Here is a 23,908-nt window from a genome sequence, read left to right on the forward strand (position 1 = left end):
CTCTCCCGACTCCGCCGAGCGGGACCGGACCCGACCACGGAACGCGTCAAGGACACCCCCGGCGGAGTCCAGCCCCCAGCCGTGCACCACGGACTGACCGGGCCGCACCAGGTCCCCCGTGGCCCGAGGCGCCCAGGGCCCGTACAACTCGGGGCCGGACCGCCCGCCCGTGCCGGTCAGTGTGAGGTCGAGCTGCGCGCTACTGGACCCCGTGAACGCACGCATCGCGTCCGGCAGATCGGTGCTGTACGCCCGATCGAGAGACCAGCTCTCCACCTGCCCCGACACGTCCCGGCCCCCGAGCCGCAGAGTGTGAGCGGCGGTGCGCTGTCCCGCTGCGAGGGCAGCAGTAAGGGCGGTGCTAGCCGGTCGCACTGTTCGCCACCTCCACGAGGTCAATACCGATATCCCGGACCGCGCCGTCTCCGGGTGTGGCCGCATTCCGGTACCCGGTGATGCTGAATGCCCCGGACCCCTCGCCCGGGGGCGCGTATCCAGAGACCAGCCGAGCCGAGGTGTCCCCGAGGCTGAGCGCCGTATATCCGATGTGGAAAATCCCAAGGGATTTAAAGCGGATCGCGGGACGTACGAATACAGCTCGGCTCGGGCTGTCCACCACGAGCGGGGAGAGGTCCGGCTGAACAGAGGAGCTGATGAGTTCTCGTTCTCGGCTGTACCAGTGCAGACAGATACTCTCCACCTGTGCCCCGGGCAGCCGGCTAGCTGCATTCAGCGACCACCAGGTGACGCGCTGCCGGGGCGGGACGGGATAGAGCCCGCCCCATCCCGGATTTCTCCATGACAGCTCGACGTAGCCGGTCGCGGGAATGGCGCGAATGTCGGCCGCCTGACTGAACGGCGCCGCACCCGAATTCAGGAGTTGGATTTCATCCCGGTCGTGGCCCCACTGTGCAGCAGGACCCCGCCCCGCTGCCTGCCGATGCCCCAGCAGGTTGGAGACCAGCGGGTCAATAACCGCCACAGGGTCCGTGCTGTGCGTTTTTCGGGCGAGGGCATCGATATGCCGTACGTCGTCCGGCAGCATCGCCTCCCATTCCAGCGAGTACCGGCGCGGGGAGTCCGATGCTGTCCAGGTGGTGACACCGCCGGACAGTGACCGGAATTCCGTCACGCCGATATCGGGGCTGCGGTCGAACTGACGGGGCCCGTCGCGGATCTCACGGAGCCCGCCCTCACTCTCGGACTGAGTCGGAACACCAATCCACACTGTCTCACCTCCGTGCTATCTGACGGTTGCCGATGGCCACTGCACGCGCGATCTCCTGTGAGCCGACCTTGACCACGATTTCCCGGCGCAATTCGTTCTCGGCGAGGATGCGCCGCAACTCGTCCCGCCACGACACCGGCGGGGCCGCAGCAGCCCGAGCCGGCCGAACCCGTCCGACAGCCTTTATTCCCTTGATCCGGGGGATTGCGACCATGGCCCGCAGGCGTGCGTCAAGCACGTGCTGTGTTTTGTCGATTCCCTCGGCAACGCCGGTCGGAATCCACTGACCGATAGCGTCCCGCATGAGGCGCGAGGGTGAATTGATGCCGAGGGCCGAGGCAATCGGGCCCGGGATCGCAGATTTTGCCCACCCGACCAGTTTGCCCTTTAGCCAGTCGGTCATTTTGGAAATTCCGTCCCACAGACCGTGAATCAGGTCCCGGCCCTGGTCCACCAGCAGGCGCCCGAAATCACCGAGGGACTTTTTGATCCGGTCGGGCACCCCCTTGACCCAATCAATGAACTCGCCGAATTTGTCCTTGGATTTCTTGGCGAAATCCGCAACCCAACGCGCCCCGTCTACGAATGCGCGCCCGAGGTCCGCAATCCACCCGATGATGTCACCGAGCCATCCGATAGCCAGGCCGAGGACTGTACCGAGCCCGGAGAACACGGGGCCGGCGAGCCGGATGATTACCGGAATCACCGCGCCGAGGATCTTTGCGGCGAGCTGCGCTAGCCACGTTACGACCGTCGCCACCACCGAGATAATCGGCTGCGCTTTCTGAATCAGCTCGGCGAACTTTCCGCCGATCATCTGCACCACCGGTACCACGCGCGCCGTAATGAACTCGGCGAAGGCGGTGAAAATCGGCTGCACGTTCTCCAGGATCACCGCGTAAATCCGCATGGCGGCAGGGATGATGACCTCGGTAAAAATCCGTGCAAGCCCTGTCAGCACCGGCATTACCGAGGTGGATATTGCGCCGTACAAGGTCATGAGAGCCGGGAAAACCTGCGTGGAAACCACAGTCCACGCGCCGCGCAGTGCGGGCAGCAGCGTTGTACTGAATATCTGCCCGAGCGCCGAGAGGCCCGGAGCGAGGATATCCCGCGTGCTCGCTCCAAGCCCAGCCATGGTTTGCCCGAGACCCGCGATGGACTGCCCGCCGGCTCCCGATGCGAAAGCTCCGAAAAACCCTCCCACAACATCCCGTGCCGTTGAGAGCGCGGGGCCGAGAACGCTTCCAACCGTGGACGCTAGAGAAATCAGCGGCGGGAGCACGTTGCTCCCGATGAAGTTGGACACGCCGATTTCAAGCGTCCGCTTGAATTGCTCGATCTTGGCCGACGCATTGTTATGCAGCGCGTCACCCATATTGTTGGCGGCACCCGCAGTGTCCCCGAGAGCCTTTACGGCAGTCTTCGGGTCCATCGCGAAAAGGGCACGACCTAGATCCTCGGCCTTTGTGCCGAAAAGGCCGACGCTTGCGGCGCTGCGTTCGGCAGGGTCCTTAATTCCCTTGAGCCCGTCGAGAACCTGTTGCAGCCCCTCACGAGCACCAGGACCACCCGCAGCAATCTTGCGGGTCATCTCCTCGGCATTGAGCCCGATAGCCTGATAGGCATCCGCGCTGGTCTTACTGCCGTCCGTGGCCCGAATCTGAAATTCCTTCAGGGCATCGGCCATCGTGTCCGTGTCACGGGCACCAGCCTGGAGACCCTGGGACATGAGCCCCATGGCGTCCGCAGCAGATAGGCCGAGGTCCCTAAACTTGGTCGAATACTCGTTGAAAGTGTCGGCCATGTCGTCGGCCCTCGGCCCCATCCGCTGCATTCCAGCGGTCAGAATGTCGAGAGCTTCGCTGCCATTTTTGGCCAAGCCATTCTTGAGAATCTGACCAACGGCATTGCTGGTCTGACCTAGGTCCAATTCGAAGACGTCGGAAAGGTTGGCAATCTTGCCGGTGATCTCTTCAATTTGCGCGTTCGTCGCCTCGGGCGGGAGAATGCCCGAGCGCATGACGCCCGAGATTGCCGAAGCGGCTTCCTCCACGGACCCCGTGATGCCGTGCGCGTAAAGCTGTCCGGCGGCCTCGCCGTAACGCTTCGCCTCGGCGGGAGTATTACCTAGGGATGCCTGTATTCGCCCGTCGATACGGGTCTGGTCCAGGGCATCCGTGAATCCCTTGACGAGCAGAGCGGCGGCTGCGATACCGATAGCGGCAAGTCCGCCCTTAAGGACCCCGCCCATTTTGCCGGTGAAACCCTCGCCGGCTGACTGCCCGCCCTCGGCTCCCGCGCTCTCTGCGGGGCCAGTGACTTGACGCTGTAGCTCGGCCGCGAATCCCTGGACTTCGGGAACGACGGACACGTAGCCCATGCCGACTTCCACGGCCACTAGCCCTCACCCCCCGGGGAGGGCTGCAACTCGGCAAGATACGCAGCGACTTCGCGCGGCTCCCGCTCGGTGCCGCCGATGCGATCAGGGCGAACACCAGGGCGGGGAATGGGAGTTGGGCGACGACTCGGGGTCCGCGCCCCCTCGTTCGCCCGCTGCCAGTTCGCCTCAGCGAGCCGATCGTGAAGAGCAGCGAGTAGCTGCGTTTCCAGCGTCCAACCGGAATCCTCGCCGGCGAGGGACCGACCAAGCGCCGAGTCTGCGGGGAGAGCGGCGACCAGAGCCCGCAGCCGCCGCCACGTGAGCCCCGACCCGGGCCGGACCACGTCCCGGATATCTGCGCCGTAGTAGCGCGCTAGGTCCGCCTCTATGGCCTCTCCGTGCTCACTCAGGAGTCGGCAGAGGCCGACGATTCCCCCAGCGGCACGCCCTCGTGTGCCTGCCAGCGCCGGAAAAGCTCGCCAAGGGCGGCAAGCGGAATGGGTATCTCGTTGAAGATGGGCCACGCTTCGCCGAGACCAGCCTTTAGCAGAGTCTCGATGTCCCGGGCGGACGGATTATCGACGTTGACCGTCGTAAGAATGGACTTGTCCAGCTCTCCAGCGGCGGGCATCTCGAAAAGACGGCCGGACACGGTGAACCGGAAAGGTTCCTGGCGGGCTTCCCTGACCCATACGTCAAGGTCAAAAGCGGCGGTGGTCATGAGTCCTACCTAGAAAGTCGTTGAGTTCGGATTAGGCGGGCGGGGCAGCAGACCACGCGGGGTCATTGCTGTATTTGAAAGCGACCGTGCCATCTGGCCCCGGGTAGGCGGTAATGGTCAGTTCGTATGAGATGGCCTCGTCGCCCTTATAGGTAATGTCGCCCGTCTCGGTGACCTCGCCGTCAGGGATCACGATTCGGATATGCGCGTCACCGTCGATCACATCGAAACCGAAAACCCGGCGGTCCGGCCCCGGTGCCTTGACGGCAAGTGCGCTCTTGCCGGTAGCCGTGACCACCTTTGAGCCCTTGTGGTAAAGCTCAAGCACGGTCTTGCTGGTCTCGATGGCCGTAAAAGAAAAGGTCATCTCGGACGAGCTGACCACCTTGCGGACGGTCTGCCCGCCCTGCCAACCCTTGATTTCGGAGGAGTCCGCCGAGTTGGACTCGGTGATGCCGTCATCGGAGATCCAGCCGATATCGGTAAAGGCCGCGTCCCAGTTGGATTCGGAATCGGTCGGCAGCTTGGTCTTAGGCGGTGCCACATATGCGGCACCTGTGATCGCTACGCGTACAGCGCTAGCGGAAAGAGGCATGGGTTTCCCCCTGAGTGAATATCAAAATGGATTGCGGCAAATTAGCCGCTAAGAGAGCGCCCGCGCATGTGAATCTCCACGGCGAACGCGTACCGGGGTACCCCCGAGACGTCGTCGGGCAGCCACTGCGGGCCCCCGACCTCCCGCACGCCGTACACCGTGACCCCGTCCCGGACTCCGGGCATTACGTGCACCAGGGCCCGGACCAGCTCGGCGAGATCAGCGGCAGCCGCTTCGGTATCGGCCCACGCGTGGACGTCGAGCCGGGGGCGGTCGGATACGGGGGTCGCCCTGGTCCCTCCGACCCGCATCACCCGGACGAACCGAGCGGGACGGGGCGAGGGGACCCGGGAGACGACCGGCACCAGCTCGCCGGCTGCCGCGAGGGCCGTCCGGAGATACCCGGTCACCACGGCCACGGCGTCCGGCATGACGATGACGGGGCGGGTCACTCGGCACCGTCCAGCCCCCGGAGGAGCGCGCGGCGGGTGCCCTCGGCATCGTTGTGCGTCTGGTAGTTGCCGATCACAGCGGCACGCCAACGGCGGGCGCCTAGAGCTGAGTCGGTGCGGAAGTCGCCCCCCGCCGAGCCCGCAGCGGACGCGATGCGCTCGGCCACCCGACGTATTTCGGCGCCCGTCTCGGGGGTCCTCATCAGCGACCGGATACCGGCCATGTTCGGGCGGAACCTCATCCCGCCACCTCCCTTAGCCGTGCCTCGGTGTGGTGGTGTCGGCCCGCGACGACGTACCGGGCGGGTTCTGCGTCCATGTCGAGCAGCCGGCCCCCGGCAACCACGCGGTCCCCGGGGATCAGGTCGATATCGACCCCTCGGCGGGTGGTCAGCCGTAGGCCCGTGGTCACCGCAGGGCGGTCCCCGTCGTCCTCGGTGGACGTGTCCGGCTGGACCGACACCCGGCGGACGGTCGTCCTGGTCGCGCTCGACCAATCCCGCTCGCTGGTCACGTTGCCGTACCGGTCCACCACGAACGGGGCCCGCAGGATGACGACGGTCTGTGTGTAGTGGAGCGTCACCAGGGCCGCCCCTTGCCGAGCTGCACCACGGCAGCGCGAGGGCGGTAGCGGGCGAGCTGGTCCCGCTCGATGGGGGCGAGGCTCGCGCCGATGGTCTCGGCCGCGTACGTCACCGACACCGAACCGACAGACTCTTGCCGTAGGTCGGACGGGTTGGTCAGGACCCGCCCCGCGAGCGTGAGCACGATGGCGCGCACGGTCGCGGGAACCTCGGCGTACCCGTGGGAGTAGGTGACCACCACCGAGCCGAACGAGCCCGCGAGCCACAGTTCGTCCCGCCACAAACGGTACTCATCCGGCCGCAGCTCCCGCCCGCCCGCACGTACCAACTGCACTGCGATGACCGGATGTTGGGGAAGCGTGACCACCTGGTCCCGGGTCGCAAGAGCGACAGTCGTTGTACCCCGGGTGAACCTCTGCCGTGCTTCGCTGCGGACGATGGCGGACGCGGAGTCGAGCGCCAGGGCGGCGCCCTCGGGCAGCTCGGCCGGCTCACGCTGCATCCACGCAGCCAGCTCGCCCACGGTCGCCAGTGCAGGGAGTCCCACAGCAGCCCCCTAATTCACTATCTGTGCGCCGCATTCCAGGCACCGCACCACGGTCAGGGCGGCCCCGGAGCGGGAATCGATCACAGGAAAATGCTCGATCCGCTCCGGGGCACCGCACGAATCCGTGTGCGGAACCTGAGAGGAAAAAAGGCGCTTGCGCGGCGGCATTCCGTACCCCTCTCGGCTACTTGGCAAGGACGCCGTTAAGGCGGGCGGCACCACGGCCACCGAAAACGGCGAGACCGGTGTAGAACTCGATCCGGGTGCGGTAACTCGGCTTGGACTCCAGCTCGCCGAGGTCCGTAACCTGAATTCCCCCGTTGGTGAGACCGGTAACCGCGCGGTCGTCCTCGGCCTGGCCGAAACGCACCGCGTAAATGGACGACGCATCGGTTGCCGTGCCCTGCGTCTCCGTCTGAGGAAGAATGTCCACGCCGGCGGCAGTCTGGCCCGGGTCGAGCAGCGGAATGCCGTTGTACGTCGCGACCATCTTTCCGGTAAGCGCCTCGCGGACCATCTCGTAACCGCCGATCCGGCGGGCAGCCGACTTGACTCGGGCGATAACGCCAGCGTTGGCGTACAGCGCACCGTTATTCGCGTTCAGGCCCGGGACCTGCGCAATCAGCCGGTCCAGCAGGTCAAAGAACGCGTGCGAATCCTCGCCCTTGCCGTCACCCACGATCGGAGCGCCGTTCGTGCCCGCCGAAATCACCTGAGCACCGACCAGCCGCTTACGCAGACCGTCAAAGCCCTTCGGCTCGGTGGCAACGTCACCGTTGAAAAACGCATCCTGAAACTTGTACGCGGCAGCCTTGATCTTCATGCGCGTCTGAATAGCGCGCTGATCGTTGAGATTGCCGCGTGTCTTTACGATGAACTTGTCCACGTCCGCGTCACCGCCGAGAATTACAAGGCTCTCGGACTTCTGGTTCACGGTGCCCGTGCTCTCGGAATACGCCTCATTCACCGCACGGAACTGGACGCCCGGCAGCGTGGCTTCCTCGTTGTACGCGTACGCGTTTCCCTCGATGGGCAGCAGCGGCAGCCGGTCCAGAATGCTGGACTCCTGCACGAACGTTTCGATAACGCCCCGCTGAAGATCGGTCGTGCTGAGCTTGGCAGCCTCGGGAAGAGTAAGTGCCATGTGCTGAATTCCCCCTGATGTTGGGCATGAAAAAGGGGACGGCACCTATTTAGGTGCGTCCCCTGGAATGGGTGCAAGAACGTTTCTGCGAAAAGGTTCCTTACGCGGCGTACGCGCGGCGCAGACGGTCAAACGGCGTCGCCGGCTCGGGCTCGGCCGTGTCCCGCTGCCCCGCACCCACATCACCCCACGACGGGGCGGAGCCCTCTGCGACCGCAAGGTACGGCTTGTCCTTGACGAGCTGAGCCACGGCAGCAGCCACCGCCGCCGCGTCGATATCGCCCCCGGAGCCGGCGAGCGAAGCCACGTCCAGCAGCGCAAGAGCGTCCGCCGGATCACGAAGCCGACCGGCGGCAGCCGCGCGCAGCTCGGCGCGCACGAGCGCTTCCGTGAACTCTGCCCGTACCTCCTCGCGCAGCGCGTCAAGGTCGGTGCCCCTGGTCGCAGCGTTCGACCGGCGCAGCCGTGCCGCTTCCGCTTCAGCGGTCTCGGCGCGCTTCTCGGCAGCCGCTCGGGCGGTCTCGGCGGTCTTCACCGCGTCGGCCTGGTCGCCCTCGGCCCCCGTGCCCGCCTCGCCCTGGCGCTCGATGCCGGTAGCCGTACCGGGCGTGCCCTCGGGCTTGTCCTCGGGGCCGTTGCCGGGCGTGTTCTGCGAGTCGTCTGCCATAGGTGATCCCCCCTGGTTCACACGATGTATCCGTGTTTCGTCAACATGGCTATTTGGTGCTCGCGGTTGTCTCCCGCGAGTTTGAAAATGGTCTCTGGCATGAGCCGAGCCTCACGGGCCCTTGCGTACGTCCGGCCCGGAACCTTCTCGAACGTGGCACTCATGGCCTTTGCCCCGAGACCGCGTTTGGTGGTGCCCTCGGTGGTCACCCGCATCGGCCCCCGACCGGTCACGGCGGTTGCCATTCCTCGGCGCGCGTTGACGAGCTGCCCGAGGTCGGCCCCGGCCTCTAGTGCCTTGACTCCCGCTGCACCGAGTCGCTTCCGCTGCTCGGCGGGACTCATCTCACGGAACAAGTCCTCGGGGGACTTGCTCGCTTTCCACTCGGCATCGGTCATCGGCTCCATTCCGCAGTCACAGCGGGGATGCCTCTTGAATCCGGTCGAGTAGGAATACTGACGACCCGCCAGGATGATGCACCGTGCGCACGCGGGCAGCCGCACAACGCGGACGTACGAGATGCAGCGCGGGTGCGCGGCCATGCCGATGGACGTCGCCGTACGGGACGCGTCGGCTATCTGTGTGCTCGCCATCATGGCCATTTGGGTAAGTCCTCGGGCTGCCGCGAGTTCGGCGCTCTCGCCGGCTGCCAGTGCCCGAGCCGTGGTGATCGCGGGCAGTTGCAGCAGGGAGGCGAGCGGGCGACCGTCCGCAGCAACACCGACCAGGGCCGCCGGGTCGAGCACGCCGAGCGGGGCCGCAACGGCACCTTGGGCTGCCATAGCGGCGCCGACAAACGCTTGGGCTCCCTGCGCGGCAGAGAGCTGCCCAGAAATGACCGCAGCGAGGATCGCCCGCCCGGTCTCGCCCTGCATGGCGGACAGAATGCGGTCCGCCGGAACGTCCTTCCAAAGCCCCTGCACGGCCTCCACAACGGCCCGGGAAGTGCTCTGGACTTGGGTGTACCGGTCGGCCGCCAACTCCGCCGTGCGGGACACTAGGCGGCCCCCTCGGCGTCCTCGGGTACGTCGGCCTGGTCGTCGTCGCCCTGGTCGGGCTTCACCCCGAACAGCGAGGACATGTCCCCGCCGAGGATCGCGCCCGCCGCATCCGTACGCATGGTCTTCCACCGTGCGATTTCGTCCGGAGTGACCCCGGGGATTCGCTCCCACAGCGCTTCATCCGGCACACCAATGCTCTTGAGCTTGACCAGCGCATCGGAGTATTGGGCGTCAGACCTGAACTGCGGGTCCCGCCACACCACGGAGCCGAGCGCGAGGGATTCCGCACGCCGAGCCTCGCCCTGCGCGAGGGCTTCAAGGCGCATGATTTCGCGGAGTGCCGAACCGAAGTGGCGTTGCATCTCGGTCACCTTGGCAATCAGACCCGCTTCCGATGCTGCGAATCCATCGGGGCTCACGTTGACGAGCTGCCCCGCCAAGTACGAAGGGGGCGTGCGGGTTTGGGCTGCGATGTGCTGCACGGCCACCTCAATAACCCTGAGGTAGTTCTCAAGATCAGCGGCGGAGAACTCGGCTATCTGTGCGCCCTGTTTCTCCAGCCACAGCAGACGGTCCGACCGGAACCGGTCTAGCGGTAGATCCTCCTCGCCGACCACTTCACCCGACTCGGGGTCCACGATTTCGCGGACGGGCCGATCCATCCCGAGCACCGCCCGAGCGGGCAGCGCCAATCCGTCCGAGGCGGTCATCAGGTGGGCCCACAGCGTGTTCACGGCGTCCTGTAGCGGTAGGACAGTCGCAATCTCGCTGCGGGGCTTTCCGTGCAACCGCGAGCGGTTCGGCAGCTCAACCAGCGGCACCACGCCGAGGGGATTCGGTACGTGGCTCGGCTCACCCCTGGGAAGCCCCGAAGTGCGGCCTGTCCACTGCCCGCCCTCGCGGGTCGGACGCTGCCACCGGTAGACCATGCTCGGCGTGAACAGCGTTGCGAACTCGGTATCCCAGTCTCGCCATGTCATGAGCCCCGCCTTACGGAGCCGGCGACGACCAGGGACGTACTCGACTATCGCGCTCGCGGCGTGCTGAAAGGTGATTTCAACCGGCATCGGCGTTGTTCCAAACCAGGGCGTACGAGCGCCCCGTAATCAGCGCTTCCAGCAGCGCTAGACCGATCTCCACATCGGCTTCCGAGCGCTTCCACGCCTTACCGGCATCCTTGTCAATCGACCCGTCTTCCAGACGGAACCCAATCGGCATGAGCCGTTCAACCGTCGCATCGGGCACCACCGCACACCAGTTATCGGAGAACTCGTCAAAAAGCCCGCCTGTCTGCGTGCTGAACTCGGGCGAGGCGAACAGTAGAGGGCGGTCACCCTCGTACGCGTCGGACCACTTCTTAGTCTGGTGCCTGCGGCGCTGTATCTTGCCGTATAGGCGTTCCGTCATCTGTAGCGGAGTTTCGGTCATGCTTCCCCCTCGGTCTAAGCGCTCGCAGCACGGGCACGCTTAAGCGGACGGCGGACATACCCGTCAAGGGCCATGACCGCAGCGGCGATACCGTCAATACGGGCACTTGATTTTCCCCGGTCAGGTTTCACGGGGCGCAAGTTGTCGTTTCCGTCCCGGTACACCTCGACTACCGACGCGTTCCAACGGAGGATCGGGTTACCTCCGTGGTGTAGACGGCCCTCGCGCAGCAGCCTTTCAAGTTCCTTGCTGCCGGGGCTCATGCCTAGATACGTCTGCGCAATCGGCACCAGGTCCACGCCACGGGTTTTCGATTCAACGCGCTGGACGAGCTGACCGGCAAACATTCGGTCGTACGAAATCCGCTGCACGTCCAGCCGGCGACAGTCCGCAATGATCTGTTTCTCAATCGCGCCGTAGTCGATGGCGTCGCCCTCGGTAAGGGTCAACAGCCCGTCGTCCGCCCATTGGCGCAAGGGGACTTGTAGCTGTTGTTCCAGCTCGTCTATGCGTTCCTCGGGCAGCCAAAAACGGGAGATCAATTCCAGCTCGACCCCGGGTTTGCGGGACTCGACAGCAAGCACCCACGCAGAAAGGTCCGAGACCGCCGAGAGGTCCACCCCGCCCCAGGCCCGCCGATAGCGGAAACGATCCTGCTCTACCGCCCCCGCGTTCGCGTCCCACAGTGTCAGAGGCAGCCAACGCGAGGACGAGCGCATACGGCGATTCAGGGACAGTCGGCAGAACGTCGGGAAATAGCTCGGGGTGCTCTTAGCCTTGTTCGCCTCGCGCCGCATGTAAGCCAGCGAGGGGGAAGCGCCGAGTCCGGGATTAGCCTTTCGCCACGTTGCCTCGGCGTAAGGGTCGTCGCCCTCCTCGGCAGCCCAGATAACCCCGTAGTGCCCGGGGTCAGAAACCACGGCGTCCGCACAGCGGCGGGTGTAGGTATGCTTCTCGTCATAAATGCTGCCTTCAATACCCTCGTCGGCAGTCGTAATGAAAATAACGAGAGGCTGATCCCGGGCACCTGTACCGGTCTCGATAGCGTCGATAAGGTCGCGCCGCTTGTGCACGTGGACCTCATCGACAATCGCGCCGGACACGTTCAAGCCGTGGGCGGTCTCAGCAATTTTGGAGAGGGCCCGGAAGACTCCGCCGGTACGGGGAACGCGGATAAGCCCGCGCAGCACTTCAACACGTCCTCGCACAGCGCGACTTGTCAGCGCCATGCGCTTAGCGTCATCGAAAACGCGTTCCGCCTGCGGAAGTGAGCCGGCCGCCGCGTACACCTCTGCGCCTATCTCGCGGTCGGCAAGCAACAGCACCAGACCGATACCGCTGGACAGAGTGGATTTCCCGTTCTTCCGGGGAACCTCGATCCACGCCGAGCGGATAACCCGCACCGCGCGCCCCAACTCGGGGTCGTAGGCGAGCCATCCAAAAATCGGCGCGATCACCCAGACGACTTGCCACGGGTCGAGCTTGAGCCGAGTAGAACCCCAACGGCCCTTTGTGTGCCGGAAGCTCTGTACGGCGTCGAGAGCGCGCCGCGCGGACGCAACGTCGAAGTATGCGCCCGGAGCCTGCGCGGCCTGCGCAGCGACCACCAGGGGCCGCGAGTCGAGCGCTGCGGATATCTCGTCCTCGGTGAGCCCGAGTTCTAGCAGTGCCTCATAGGGGACCGGCAGCCCGTCAGTCAAAGATCCCGTCGTCATCTGCGCCCCCGCTCTCCGGCGGGGTAATCCGGGTGGCTGCCGCAGGGCTGAGCCCCAGCTCACCGACCAGCGACCGGAAGTGATTCCGGTACTGGCCGGCGATCGTCACCCAAGGATTCTTGACGTTCCCGCGCTCCGTCTCGACCACCAGGCCGGTACGGCTCAACTCGCGCTCGGCCTGCCAGAGTCGGGCGACCGTGACGCAATACTCGATTGCTGTTTCTCGCTGCGGGTCGGTGAGACCAGCGGAGTGCACCAGGGCGGGAATCGTCCTCGCCCACACGTCCGCCGCTTTCTCCCGCACGTCGTCCGACGCATCCCCGGGCAACAGCTCGGACCAATCCGGCTCGACCGGTGACAGCGGGGCGAACCGAGCGCCCTCGGAATTACGGTCGGGGCGGTAAGTCCCCTCGCGGACCGCTTGAATATGGGGCTTGGGTTTCTGTCCCGGAATTGCCACGCTAAGTCACCTCCACCGAAACGGCCCAATGAGCCATGCAAGTTTTTTGCCTCCCTGCCGATCTGGAGCGGGAGGAGAGGGGAGTACCCCCGTGGGTGTCACTTGGCCAAAAGAGCTGGATTTGATGGGTCCAACTCGGTCAGCGCTTGCTCAAGCTCGGCTATACGAGCTATGTAGGCTCGACGCGCCAGCATTTCAGCGCTGTTATCGCGGTGTGTGACACGCTGCAAGTGCTTGGGGTTTACGCACGCAGATACACCGCAGATATGATGTATGGCTTCACCGCGGGGAATCGGCCCTACGAGTTCACGGTAGACAAATCTATGCGCGCTCTCGGTTATTTGCTTCCCGTCCCGGCGGTAGCAGATACGACCGTAACCAGACGTATCTACGTGTGCACATATGAGGCAGTCTTTTTGTGGAGTGGCGCGTTCTAGAATCCCTAGCGCCCGCTGCCTGGGGGTCTTTTTGACCCGGGGGGTCTTGTTCACGCGCACCCCCCGGGGTATCCCTATTGAAGCCGGGGAATTGAACGGCGCTCGGCCGCCCATCCTCCGGGTTGGTATTTAGCGGTCTCTTTGTTGTGACATTGCGTGCACAGCGGACGCAGACGGTTGAACGCGTCCGGCTCGGCAACCCCTTGCGCCACCAGCTCACGCCGAGACAGGGGGAAGTGGTCAGCGACCGTCGCCGTGCGACCGCACAGCAAACACCACGGATGCCGGTACAGGAACGCACGCCGGACACGTTGCCAACGCGTGCTGTAACCCCGTTCAGCAGAGGACCCGCGCAACCGCTCGGCTTCCCGGCGATGCTCGGCACAGCGGCCACCACGGGCCGTTAGTTCGGGACACCCGGGTACCGAACACGGGGGCCGAGGACGACGGGGCATAGAGAACTCCAGACCGGGGCGCCATAACCCGCTATGCTCAGAGCCGATAAAGCCAACCCAGGGGGGTTCTAAATGTGTGCCGTATGTGTAGAGGCAAACGAGCGTGAGTGCGTCGAAATGGGGCACATCCTCGTTAATGAGCACGGGGACCAGCTCGACTACTGCGGGACCTGCGGCGTACTCGCTGCGGAAGTCGGCTAAGACTCCAGCCCCGCCCCGCCCCGCACACGAAAGCCCTCGGTCCGCCGGGGGCTTTCGTGTTACCGCGCAGCCCCGAACTCCGTGCGCGTCTTCAGCGCGTGGCACTGGCGGCACAGCACCTGCACGTTGCCGTCCGTGTCGCTCCCTCCCATCGAGAGGGGCCGCACGTGGTCCACGTCCACCCCGTCTGCGGGAAAGTCGTTCAGGCACCAGTCACACCAGGCCGAGCCCCGTTCCTGCACCCGCCGGCGGAGCCGTGCAGCAGCATCCCGGCGGCTCGCCCGTCGCCGTCCCCGTGCCCGCCGGGAACGGACAGCCGGACGCCCCTCATACGCCCCGTGGTGTGTCTCGCAGCGGCCCCGATGGGTCGCCGGCTCCGTGCAGTCGATACAGCGCATGGCGCCCCCTCGTTGTTGTCGGCCTGGTCGTCGTTCAATGCGTGCCCACCCCCGGACTTGAACCGGGATCTCTGCGGCCGATATCCCCGAGCGGGGCCGGTACCGCGCACCTCTACCGATTGGGTCAGGTGGGTATACGGAAGGGAAGATTCCGCTTTCGAAAATGCGTTACCGATCCGTTATAAAGGGGTGCGGATCGGCAGGACCCCGAGTTCCCGGCACGGGAACAGTCGATAGGGCAGGGCGCCGCTGGGTACACCGCCGAATCGTGAAGTGCACCGGTACAGACAGGGGCCATGCCCATTCCGCAGCGAAAATCAGAGCGCTTGGACGTGCTCGCCGACCCGAATAGAGTGGAGGCATTCCCACCCCCCCTCGATCTAAGGCGGAGTCATGTCTAAGTCCATGTCCTACATGGTGGAAATCAAGGCCGTACGCCAGGACGGCCGTGCGTGCACGCCGAAGGAAGTCTCCGAGGCGCTTGCGGACGCTCTTGACGGGTTCGAGTTCGAAGCGCAGAGCGAGAAGAGCGACGACCCGACGTTCTATAACGCAGAGGTTGTTTTCGTAGACCCCAAGTAGGGCCCCGGGGACCGCACGCGCTTACGACCCCTTTCGGCGACTCGTTGCCGAGCCGGTTACTCATGGGCGGTGCGGTCCCCGCGCTCTGCCACACGACCCCTGCGGCCACCCCCGTAACGGCGGGGTGCGTGGTGCACGGGCAGAGCTGGTGAGAGAGCGGGCACTCTGCCCGCCGGCTTTCCCCCTCGGGATGGGTGCGCGGTAATCCCGCTCTCTCTTGCCCCACCTATAGGGACCGAAGGTGGTGTGAGCCCTGCCCGCTGCGTGCGGTAGGTGGTCGCCCCGTGCTGCGTTCGCTCCCTGGTGCCCCACCTATAGGGACCGAAGGTGGTGTGGGCACCGGAAGGTGTCGGGGTGACGATGGAGACCCCGGTTCTCTTTCTCTTAGGTTTTTTCTAGCTACCTCAAAAAGTGTCGAAGTTCGACACCCTCAACGCCCTTTCGCCTCGCTGTTGGGCCGCTCGGCCCGAGGGGCAGCCGGTGAGGGTACCGCACGCCCGAGGGCGGGCAGCAGAAAGCCCCGGCGGTCCGAGGGGACTACCGGGGCGAGGCGGGGCGGGTGTACTGCATTTTCGGACTGGTCCTAGATGCTCGCCCCTACCCCGCACACTCCATGTCGGCACGGGGCATAGCGAGCCTAGCGGGGTCACAGAGGCCCCGCTGCGGGCAACGGAAAGCCCCGGTAGCCGCAGGGGCCGGCCGGGGCTTACGGGGCTTACGGGGCTTGGTCAAACTCGTCTACGTCGGGCTCGGCCCCCTCGGGGGTCGCCCATACGATGGTGACGCGCTCCTCCCCCTTGAACGGCTTCCCCTTGCCGGGGGACTGGGAGACGATCACGCGGTCTATCGCCAGTCCCAGCAGGTCCCGCCGAAGCTGCGGGCTTGCCGCGTGCCACGTCTTCGCTGCGTGTCCCTCGATGAGGAACGTGATGTCTACGCGATCCTCGCCCGTCAGTGCCTTGAACCTCTCTTCGGCGGCGTCGAGTCGGTTTTCTACAGCGATCTTTGCAGGGATGCGGTACTTAGCCGACCGGCCCGCGTAGAACCCCGCGCGGTCGTCCGCGTGGAATTTTTCGAGCTGCGCCGTAGCTGCCTGCATCTCGGCCCGTGCTTCCGTAACCTCTGCCGTCTCGCTCGGGCGCTGTAGCCGTTGCCACCGTTCGGCAACCGCGATCAACAGCGGGTCATCATCGTCCGCCGCGTGCAGTCGGTCCGACCAGAGATCGACTACGTAGGACTCCAACGATTTGGACATCACGCACGCAGGTGCCGCACAAACCCCGCCGTCCACGATGCGGCTACATCGGTAGCTTCGCCCGCCCTTTGTCATAGCACCGCTACAGCCGGCGCACACGAGCCGTCCGGAAAGCGCGTACACGGGGAGCCCCGCTTTCGGCTCGGGCTTTGTCCACTCGGCACCCGTGAGGACCCGGCGGGCCTTGCCTGCCAGGGCAGGGGGAATCATCGCGGGCAGCGTGCTCGGCTCAACGCAGCGGACAGGGGACCCGTTCGCGTCCACGTAGCGCGTAGCGGTCTCGGCCGCTCCGACTGCGACCGTCAACCAACCCTCGTACACGGGGTGGTGCAAGATCTTGCGAATCTGCGCGGCACGCCATTGGGCCCCCGTGACCGTGGGGAGCCCGATGCGGTTGAAACGGCGAGCAAGCGCACGTGCAGCGACCCCGGCGGCTACTGCGCTGAAAACGCACTCGACCACGTCCCACGGCGTGACCTCCTCGCGGGTGCTGACGAGACATGTATACGGCGTGCGGTCAGGGCTCAAGCGTCGTGTATCAGGGTGCGCCGTGAGGCCGAACGGTGCGCGGCCGAGCCACCGTCCTTCGTTGCGCTGACGTTCTTTGGTGGCGGTGACGTTGTATGAGAGCCGCTGTGAGTACTCGCGGGCGTTCTCAGCACGGTCGATGATCCATCGCCGGTCGCGTTCGTCCATCGAGTCAAGGCGCTCGTAGTCAAAGATCACCCGGGCCTTACCGAGGATCGGCACCACGGCTTCGGCCCCCTTCCTGCTGAACCGGTCGAGCGCGTAGCACCACAGGGCGGGTACTTCGCCGGCGAGGACGGCCGACATGGCCGCGTCGTACTTGGGGCGTCGCACGTCGGACCACGCCGACAGGTTTTCTTTCCAGACCGTACGCACGCAGTACCCGTGCTCGCCGGCCCACGTACGGCCCCGCTCTTCCTGTGCACGGATGGAGAGGGCACGTTCGCCCTCGCGGACAACTTTCGATTTGCGGAGCAGCAGGTCCACCAGCGGGCGGCCGTGGCATGTGCAGACTCCGCCTTGATTGGGTGTTTCCATGCCCTTGGTAGGGACCGAAGGTGTTCCGACGGAGCGTGTCAGGGTGGCGGTTGCCATGCTGTACCCCTTGTGACCTGCGGGTTCGGCCCGCTACCGGTAGGTGTCAGGGTGTTTCGCCTACTGGCATCGCGGTCCAGCTCACGTTCGGTGTCGTGATGGGCATCTTCTTCCTGGTCTGGACGCTCTACATGCAGATCGGCCTCGGCTGGACCCCGCTGCACGCGGGTCTGACCGGTGTGCCGTTCTCGATCGCCGTCTCCACGGCGGCGGGCCTGTCGGTGCAGAAGCTGGTGCCGCGCTTCGGCCGCAAGGTGCTCCAGACGGGCGCCCTGACCATGGCCGCGGGCATCCTGCTCTACCTCTTCGAGGCGGGGCGGTACGGCACCGGGATCCACACCTGGCAGATGATCCCGCCGCTGGTCGTGATGGGCCTCGGCATGGGCCTCATCGTGGCCCCGCTGACGGACGCGGTGCTCTCCGAGGTGCCGCGCGAGCACGCCGGCTCGGCCTCGGGCCTGATCAACACGACCGGGCAGATGGGCAACGCGCTGGGCCTCGGCCTGGTGTCGGTGGTCTTCTTCGGCACGATCGACGACGAGCGGCTGGCCCGCTTCCCGGCGGAGACGGGCGCGGCCTTCACCGACGCCTTCCAGAACGCGCTGGGCTGGGCGGCGGCGGTGCTCGGCGGCATCTTCCTGATCATGTTCGCGCTCCCGGCCAAGCCGAAGCAGCACCTGGAGGGCGGGACGGACGGCGCGGACGGCGGAGACGGCGGGGAGCCGACCGCCGCCCCGGAGAAGGAGCCCGCGCTCACCTCCTGACGCTCGGCGCGCACAGGGCGGAAGGCCCCGGTCCGGTACTCCCGGCCGGGGCCTTCGGCATGTCCGGGGGCGGCCCTTCGGCCCGAATGTCCGTGCGATGCCCGTTCTTGCCCGTATGGATGCCCGTTTCCGTTTACTTCGCGGAAATCTCTGCGTAGTCTGACGCTGAAACCACAGGTTCGGGCATGGAACGGACGTAAACCCACATGTACGCACCGGAACGCCAGCAGGCGATCCTCAGCCTGGCCCGCGAGCGCGGGCGGGTCGACGTGCTCTCCCTCGCCGAGGAGTTCCAGGTCACCGCCGAGACCGTACGGCGCGACCTCAAGGCCCTCGACCGCGCCGGACTCGTCCGCCGCGTCCACGGCGGCGCCATACCGGCCGGGCGGCTCGACTTCGAGCCCGACCTCGCCGAGCGCGAGTCCACCGCCGCCGACGAGAAGGACCGGATCGTCCGCGCCGCCCTCGCCGAACTCCCCGAGGAGGGCAGCGTCGTCCTCGACGCCGGCAGCACCCTGGCCCGCCTCGCCGCCGAGTTCCCCCTGGACCGGGACCTGACCGTGGTCACCCACGCCCTGCCCGTCGCCGCCCGGCTCGCCGACCACCCCGGCATCGACCTGCACCTCGTCGGCGGCCGGGTCCGGCACCGCACCCGCGCCGCCGTCGACGCCTGGGCGCTGCGGGCGTACGGGGAGATCCGCGCCGACGTCGCCTTCCTCGGCGCCAACGGCTTCTCGCCCGCCCGCGGCCTGACCACCCCCGACCTCGCCGAGGCCGCCGTCAAGCGGGCCGTCATCGCCGCCGCCCGCCGGGTCGTGCTGCTCGCCGACTCCGCCAAGCACGGCCAGGAGCACTTCGCTCGCTTCGGCGGCCTCGCCGACGTCGATCTGCTCATCACCGACAGCGGCCTCGGCGACGAGGACGCCGCCGCCATCGAGGCGGCCGGAACGGAGGTCGTCCGCGCATGATCCTGACCGTCACCCCCAACCCCTCCCTCGACCGGACCTACGAGGTCCCGGCCCTGGACCGAGGCGAGGTGCTGCGCGCCTCGGCCGAGCGCGTCGACCCCGGCGGCAAGGGCGTCAACGTCTCCCGCGCGGTCGCCGCCGCCGGACACCGCACCGTCGCCGTCGTCCCGCTCGGCGGCGCGCCCGGCGCCCTCGTCGCCCAATTGCTCGCCGGGCAGGGCATCGAGGTCGCGCCCGTGCCACTGGCCGGGCAGACCCGCTCCAACATCGCGATCGCCGAGCCCGACGGCACCCTGACGAAGGTCAACGCCCCGGGCCCGGAGCTCACGCCCGAGGAGTCCGAGACCGTCCTCGCCACCGTCTTCGCGCACGCCCCGGCCGCCGACTGGATCGCCTGCTGCGGCAGCCTCCCGCGCGGCCTCGCCCCCGAGTGGTACGCCGAACTGGTCACCCGCGCCCACGGCGCCGGGGCCCGGATCGCCCTCGACACCTCCGGCCCCTCGCTGCTCGCCGCGCTCGCGGCCCGCCCCGACGTCGTCAAGCCGAACGCCGAGGAGCTCGCGGAGGCCGTCGGCCGCCCGCTCGCCACCGTCGGCGACGCGGTCAAGGCCGCGGAGGAACTGCGCGACCGGGGCGCGGGCGCCGTCCTCGCCAGCCTCGGCGCGGACGGCCAGCTGCTGGTCGAGGCGGACGGTGTCCACTACGGCCGGGCGTCCGTCGCGGCGGTCCGCTCCAACGTCGGCGCGGGCGACGCGTCCCTCGCCGGCTTCCTGGCGGCGGGCGGCACCGGACCCGAGGCGCTGGCCGCGGCCGTGGCCCACGGGGCGGCGGCCGTCCAGCTCCCCGGCAGCGAGATGCCCACCCCGGCGGACCTGGACCCGGCCGCGGTGACGGTCACCGCGGACGTCCCCCTGGACCAGCCGCTGAGCGAACCGGCGGCGGGCCGATGAAGCCACCGCTCCGCCCGGCCCCCACGGCCCCCACGGCCCCCACGGCCCCCACGGCCCCCACGGCCCCCACGGCCCCCACAGCCCCCACAGCCCCCACAGCCTCTTCCCTCCCCGTCCCCTCCAGCACCGTCTCCAGCGAGCAAGGGAGCCCGCGATGAGCAGCATGATCACCGCGGACCTGGTCGACCTCGACCTGTCCGCCGAAACCAAGGAGGCGGCGGCCCGTTCGCTCGCCGAGCGGATGGTCGCGCGGGGCCGGGTGACCGATCTCGAAGGCTTCCTGGCGGACGTCGCCGCCCGCGAGGCGCAGATGCCGACGGGCCTCGACGGCGGCATCGGCATCCCGCACTGCCGCAGCGCCCACGTCACCGAGCCGACCCTGGCCTTCGGCCGCTCCGCCGAGGGCATCGACTTCGGCGCCCCGGACGGCCCGGCGGACCTGGTCTTCCTGATCGCCGCCCCGGCCGGCGCCGACGACGCGCACCTGACGATCCTGTCCTCGCTGGCCCGGCACCTGATGGACGCCGAGTTCACGGGGGCGCTGCGGTCGGTGGCGGACCCGGCGGCAGCGGCGGCGCTGATCGCGGGCGAGGAGCCCGCGCCGGAGGCCCCGGCGGCCGAGACCGGGCCCGAGCCGGAGGCCCCGGCCCCGGCTTCCGCCCCGGCCGGCGGGGCACCGTTCCGCATCGTCGCGGTCACCTCCTGCCCCACGGGCATCGCGCACACCTACATGGCGGCCGAGGCCCTGGAGAAGGCGGGCCAGGCGGCGGGGGTGGAGCTGGTGGTCGAGACGCAGGGCTCGGCCGGGTTCACCCGGCTCGACTCGGCGGTGCTGGCCGAGGCCGACGGCGTGATCTTCGCGCACGACGTCCCCGTACGCGAGAAGGAACGGTTCGCCGGAAAGCCCACGGTGGACGTCGGCGTGAAGGCGGGCATCAACCGGCCCGCCGAGCTCATCGCCGAGGTCCGCGAGAAGGCCGCGCGCGGCGAGGTCTCGGCCCCGGCCGCGGCCACCCCGGTGGAGGCGGCGGGCGAGCCGGACGAGGGGTACGGCACGAAGCTCCGCAAGTGGCTGATGTCCGGCGTGAGTTACATGGTGCCGTTCGTCGCCGCGGGCGGCCTCCTCATCGCCCTCGGCTTCGCGCTCGGCGGCTGGGAGATCAACAAGGCCCCGTCCGTCGCGGAGCACTTCGACTGGGGCCAGGTGGACAGCTGGGCCGCCCTGATGTTCCAGATCGGCGGCCTGGCCTTCGGCTTCCTCGTCCCGGTGCTCGCGGGCTACATCGCGTACGGGATGGCGGACCGCCCCGGTCTCGTCCCCGGCTTCGTCGGCGGCGCGATCTCGCTCACCATCAACGCGGGCTTCCTCGGCGGTCTCGTCGCCGGTCTGGTGGCGGGCGGCACGGTCCTCGCCATCCAGCGGGTGCGGATCCCCGCGGCGCTGCGGGGGATCATGCCGGTGGTCGTGATCCCGCTGCTGTCCTCGATCGTCGTCGGCTTCCTGATGTTCCTGGTCATCGGCAAGCCGATCGCGAGCCTCCAGAGCGCGCTGACCGACTGGCTGGCGAGCCTCTCGGGCGCCAATGCGGTGATCCTCGGCGTGATCCTGGGCCTGATGATGTGCTTCGACCTCGGCGGTCCGGTCAACAAGGTCGCGTACGCCTTCGCGGTCGGCGGCCTGGCCACGCCCAACGAGGGCTCGCTCAAGGTGATGGCGGCCGTGATGGCCGCCGGCATGGTGCCGCCGCTGGCGATGGCGCTGGCCACGACGGTGCGCGGCCGGCTCTTCACCAAGACCGAGCGGGAGAACGGCAAGGCGGCGTGGGTGCTGGGCGCCTCGTTCGTCTCGGAGGGCGCGATCCCGTTCGCGGCGGCCGACCCGCTGCGGGTCATCCCCGCGGCGATGGCGGGCGGCGCGGTGACCGGGGCCCTGTCGATGGCCTTCGAGTGCACCCTGCGGGCGCCGCACGGCGGCCTGTTCGTGACCCCGCTGATCGGCAACCCGCTGCTGTACGTGCTGGCGATCGCCGCCGGCACGGTGGTCAGCGCGGGAGTGGTCATCCTCCTCAAGAGCGCGCGGAAGCCGGTGCCGGGGGAGACGGCGGAGGCGGCGGACGCCGAGGAGAAGGTGGCGGTCGCGGCCTGAGGGCCGGGCGGCCTGACGAGAAGGAGGGGCCCTGCGGGGCCCCTCCTGCCGTGTTGTGGTGTCCGTCGTCCCGTCAGCGGTTGACGATGCCGCCGCTGTTCTTCAGATCACCCTTGTACGTGAACCGGAGCGCGCGCACCGCGACCGGGGTGGGGGTGGTCTGCTGCACCCAGGGCTGGTTCCACACGAAGGTGTTGCCCATGATGCCGCCCTTGGTCTGCCAGACCTGGCCGCCCTTGGTGATCACCTTCACGTAGGCGTCGTTGCCCTGCGCCTCGATGGAGATGCCGCAGGCGTCGGCGGGGTAGCCGGGATTGGCGGGGTCCGTCCCGACGGTCGTCGCATTGGTCAGGTCCTGCCACGCGATCGCCCCACCGGGCGCGCTGGCCTTACCGACGAACGCCTTGCCGTTGTAGAGCGCGGCCTGGAAGTCCTCGGTGTTGGAGGGGCTGTAGGTGTCGATGTCGGTACAGGGGCCGGTGGGGCCGGTTGCTCCTGTGGGGCCGGTAGGACCGGTAGGACCGGTAGGTCCGGTGGGACCCGTGGGGCCTGTGGGACCAGTAGGACCGGTGGGCCCCGTGGGGCCTGTGGCACCAGTCGCTCCGGTGGCTCCGGTTGGCCCGGTGGGACCGGTCGGTCCGGTGGCTCCCGTAGAGCCTGTGGCACCAGTGGGTCCCGTAGGCCCAGTGGCGCCGGTTGCTCCCGTGGCTCCGGTGGGACCCGTGGGTCCGGTCGGCCCCGTGTCGCCGGTCGTTCCGGTAGCGCCGGTAGCGCCGGTGGCTCCCGTAGGCCCGGTGGGCCCGGTGTCCCCGGTCGCTCCGGTGGCCCCCGTCGCTCCCGTGGGCCCGGTGGGTCCGGTAGGCCCCGTGTTCCCGGTGGCTCCGGTCGGGCCGGTCGGGCCAGTCGGGCCGGTGTCACCAGTGGCACCCGTGGCCCCTGTCGGTCCCGTGGCCCCAGTGGCACCCGTCGCTCCCATGGGCCCGGTAGGCCCGGTCGCCCCTGTAGCGCCCGTATGCCCCGTGGCCCCGGTAGGCCCCGTGGCCCCGGTCGCCCCCGTGTGCCCCGTCGGCCCCGCCGGTCCCGTCGGCCCCGGTGGGCCCTGGTGGCAGTCGTGGTCGCCGTGGTCGCCGTGGTCGCCGCCGTCCGGTGTGCGGAGGGTGCGGGGCGGGCCGGTCGGGGACTGGCCCGGGAGGTTCTGGTCGAGGTACTGCTGGACGTCCTCCGGCGACGGCGGCGCCCCGTCCTCGCCCCGGGGCGGCCCCCCGTCCTCGCCCGGGGGCGGCCCGTCCTCCTGGGCCCACGGCGGTGGCCCGCCGTCCTCGTGGCCCCCGCTCCCGTCCTCGTGGTGGCCCGGCGGCGGGCCCCCGCCGCAGTCGTCGCCGGTGGCGGGGGCGGCGGCACGCGACGCCGCGCCCGCCGGCAGGGCCGGCCCCGACGGCCCCGCCACGGCGGGCGTCGCGAGGCCCGTGAGGACGAGCGCCACCGAGGCGAGCGCTCCGCCGCCCCGCCAGGCCCGTCGGCGGGGGAGCGGGCCGAGTGACGACGGCCCGGACCGGGTCCGTGGATCAGGACGCATCCATGCTCCTCTGTTCCTCATGATCCGATGAGCGTTCCATCGGATCATCGGATCGCGACTGCGAAGCCTTGACGGCTCCGGCCGCCTCTCAGCGCCATGGCGTAGCCGTGCCAGCCGTTTGGATGCATA

At 67.9% G+C, this 23,908-nt stretch carries 23 protein-coding genes and 1 pseudogene; 6 read left to right on the forward strand and 18 right to left on the reverse strand.

From position 1 onward, the window contains the following. Nucleotides 1-361: 361 nt before the first annotated feature. The 16 genes from ACZ6J5_RS19730 to ACZ6J5_RS19805 all read right to left on the reverse strand — a co-directional run bounded on the left by ACZ6J5_RS19730 (nt 362) and on the right by ACZ6J5_RS19805 (nt 14,416). Nucleotides 362-1,132, reverse strand: a complete 771-nt coding sequence (locus ACZ6J5_RS19730) for a hypothetical protein (RefSeq protein WP_469393166.1) — start codon at nt 1,130-1,132, stop codon at nt 362-364. Nucleotides 1,133-1,232: 100 nt separating this feature from the next. Next, nucleotides 1,233-3,629, reverse strand: coding sequence for a phage tail tape measure protein (locus ACZ6J5_RS19735; protein ID WP_469393168.1), 2,397 nt, complete (start codon nt 3,627-3,629; stop codon nt 1,233-1,235). A 388-nt stretch (nt 3,630-4,017) separates the two neighbouring features. After that, complete coding sequence (locus ACZ6J5_RS19740) at nt 4,018-4,332, reverse strand: hypothetical protein (RefSeq protein ID WP_469393170.1); 315 nt, start codon at nt 4,330-4,332, stop codon at nt 4,018-4,020. Between the two features lie 31 nt (nt 4,333-4,363). Further along, entirely contained in the window at nt 4,364-4,927 is a 564-nt protein-coding gene (locus tag ACZ6J5_RS19745; protein WP_469393172.1) for a phage tail tube protein, read from the reverse strand. Nucleotides 4,928-4,968: 41 nt separating this feature from the next. Then, a complete protein-coding gene (locus ACZ6J5_RS19750) occupies nt 4,969-5,379 on the reverse strand; it encodes a hypothetical protein (protein ID WP_469393174.1) in 411 nt (136 codons plus the stop codon). 238 nt (nt 5,380-5,617) lie between these two features. Next, complete coding sequence (locus tag ACZ6J5_RS19755; protein ID WP_469393176.1) at nt 5,618-5,962, reverse strand: hypothetical protein; 345 nt, start codon at nt 5,960-5,962, stop codon at nt 5,618-5,620. After that, the gene (locus ACZ6J5_RS19760; RefSeq protein WP_469393178.1) at nt 5,959-6,486 is read right to left on the reverse strand and encodes a hypothetical protein; all 528 of its coding nucleotides are present in this window, start codon (nt 6,484-6,486) and stop codon (nt 5,959-5,961) included. Before ACZ6J5_RS19760 ends, ACZ6J5_RS19755 begins: the two co-directional genes overlap by 4 nt. Nucleotides 6,487-6,694: 208 nt before the next feature. Then, nucleotides 6,695-7,654 carry a major capsid protein gene (locus tag ACZ6J5_RS19765; protein WP_469393179.1) on the reverse strand — a complete coding sequence of 320 codons (960 nt, stop codon included), beginning with the start codon at nt 7,652-7,654 and terminating at the stop codon, nt 6,695-6,697. A gap of 100 nt (nt 7,655-7,754) precedes the next feature. Continuing rightward, a complete protein-coding gene (locus ACZ6J5_RS19770) occupies nt 7,755-8,321 on the reverse strand; it encodes a hypothetical protein (RefSeq protein ID WP_469393181.1) in 567 nt (188 codons plus the stop codon). A 17-nt stretch (nt 8,322-8,338) separates the two neighbouring features. Further along, nucleotides 8,339-9,319, reverse strand: coding sequence for a VG15 protein (locus ACZ6J5_RS19775; RefSeq protein WP_469393183.1), 981 nt, complete (start codon nt 9,317-9,319; stop codon nt 8,339-8,341). Then, on the reverse strand, nt 9,319-10,389 hold the full coding sequence (locus tag ACZ6J5_RS19780; RefSeq protein ID WP_469393185.1) for a phage portal protein: 1,071 nt from the start codon (nt 10,387-10,389) through the stop codon (nt 9,319-9,321). The genes ACZ6J5_RS19775 and ACZ6J5_RS19780 overlap by 1 nt, the downstream gene beginning before the upstream one ends. Then, complete coding sequence (locus ACZ6J5_RS19785) at nt 10,379-10,750, reverse strand: hypothetical protein (protein ID WP_469393187.1); 372 nt, start codon at nt 10,748-10,750, stop codon at nt 10,379-10,381. The genes ACZ6J5_RS19780 and ACZ6J5_RS19785 overlap by 11 nt, the downstream gene beginning before the upstream one ends. A gap of 14 nt (nt 10,751-10,764) precedes the next feature. Beyond that, a complete protein-coding gene (locus ACZ6J5_RS19790) occupies nt 10,765-12,465 on the reverse strand; it encodes a terminase large subunit (protein WP_469393189.1) in 1,701 nt (566 codons plus the stop codon). Then, entirely contained in the window at nt 12,443-12,925 is a 483-nt protein-coding gene (locus ACZ6J5_RS19795; protein ID WP_469393191.1) for a P27 family phage terminase small subunit, read from the reverse strand. The genes ACZ6J5_RS19790 and ACZ6J5_RS19795 overlap by 23 nt, the downstream gene beginning before the upstream one ends. Nucleotides 12,926-13,023: 98 nt before the next feature. Beyond that, nucleotides 13,024-13,476: an HNH endonuclease signature motif containing protein gene (locus ACZ6J5_RS19800; RefSeq protein WP_469393193.1), complete on the reverse strand. Its 453-nt coding sequence runs from the start codon at nt 13,474-13,476 to the stop codon at nt 13,024-13,026. Between the two features lie 601 nt (nt 13,477-14,077). Continuing rightward, entirely contained in the window at nt 14,078-14,416 is a 339-nt protein-coding gene (locus tag ACZ6J5_RS19805; protein WP_469393195.1) for an HNH endonuclease, read from the reverse strand. Nucleotides 14,417-14,809: 393 nt separating this feature from the next. Here ACZ6J5_RS19805 and ACZ6J5_RS19810 point away from each other — a divergent pair, with 393 nt between their 5' ends. Then, nucleotides 14,810-14,998, forward strand: a complete 189-nt coding sequence (locus ACZ6J5_RS19810) for a hypothetical protein (RefSeq protein WP_469393197.1) — start codon at nt 14,810-14,812, stop codon at nt 14,996-14,998. A 715-nt stretch (nt 14,999-15,713) separates the two neighbouring features. Here ACZ6J5_RS19810 and ACZ6J5_RS19815 read toward each other — a convergent pair. Then, nucleotides 15,714-17,267 (reverse strand): recombinase family protein, encoded by a 1,554-nt coding sequence (locus ACZ6J5_RS19815; protein WP_469393199.1) that lies wholly within the window; start codon nt 17,265-17,267, stop codon nt 15,714-15,716. Nucleotides 17,268-17,440: 173 nt separating this feature from the next. Between ACZ6J5_RS19815 and ACZ6J5_RS19820 the strand changes: the two are divergent. The 4 genes and pseudogenes from ACZ6J5_RS19820 to ACZ6J5_RS19835 form a co-directional block, all read left to right on the forward strand. Then, nucleotides 17,441-18,139: pseudogene (locus ACZ6J5_RS19820) on the forward strand (MFS transporter); the annotation flags it as partial. A 206-nt stretch (nt 18,140-18,345) separates the two neighbouring features. Then, nucleotides 18,346-19,107, forward strand: coding sequence for a DeoR/GlpR family DNA-binding transcription regulator (locus tag ACZ6J5_RS19825; protein ID WP_469393201.1), 762 nt, complete (start codon nt 18,346-18,348; stop codon nt 19,105-19,107). Further along, entirely contained in the window at nt 19,104-20,057 is a 954-nt protein-coding gene (gene pfkB / locus ACZ6J5_RS19830) for a 1-phosphofructokinase (RefSeq protein ID WP_469393203.1), read from the forward strand. The genes ACZ6J5_RS19825 and pfkB overlap by 4 nt, the downstream gene beginning before the upstream one ends. 154 nt (nt 20,058-20,211) lie before the next feature. Further along, nucleotides 20,212-22,203 (forward strand): PTS fructose transporter subunit IIABC, encoded by a 1,992-nt coding sequence (locus tag ACZ6J5_RS19835; protein ID WP_469393205.1) that lies wholly within the window; start codon nt 20,212-20,214, stop codon nt 22,201-22,203. A gap of 73 nt (nt 22,204-22,276) precedes the next feature. Here ACZ6J5_RS19835 and ACZ6J5_RS19840 read toward each other — a convergent pair whose 3' ends face one another. Further along, the gene (locus ACZ6J5_RS19840) at nt 22,277-22,456 is read right to left on the reverse strand and encodes a hypothetical protein (RefSeq protein WP_469393206.1); all 180 of its coding nucleotides are present in this window, start codon (nt 22,454-22,456) and stop codon (nt 22,277-22,279) included. Between the two features lie 849 nt (nt 22,457-23,305). On the opposite strand from ACZ6J5_RS19840, the gene ACZ6J5_RS19845 reads away from it, so the two are divergent. Next, the gene (locus ACZ6J5_RS19845) at nt 23,306-23,743 is read left to right on the forward strand and encodes a hypothetical protein (protein WP_469393208.1); all 438 of its coding nucleotides are present in this window, start codon (nt 23,306-23,308) and stop codon (nt 23,741-23,743) included. Nucleotides 23,744-23,908: the final 165 nt, after the last annotated feature.

It is taken from the genome of Streptomyces sp. NPDC042100 (genome assembly GCF_055582325.1).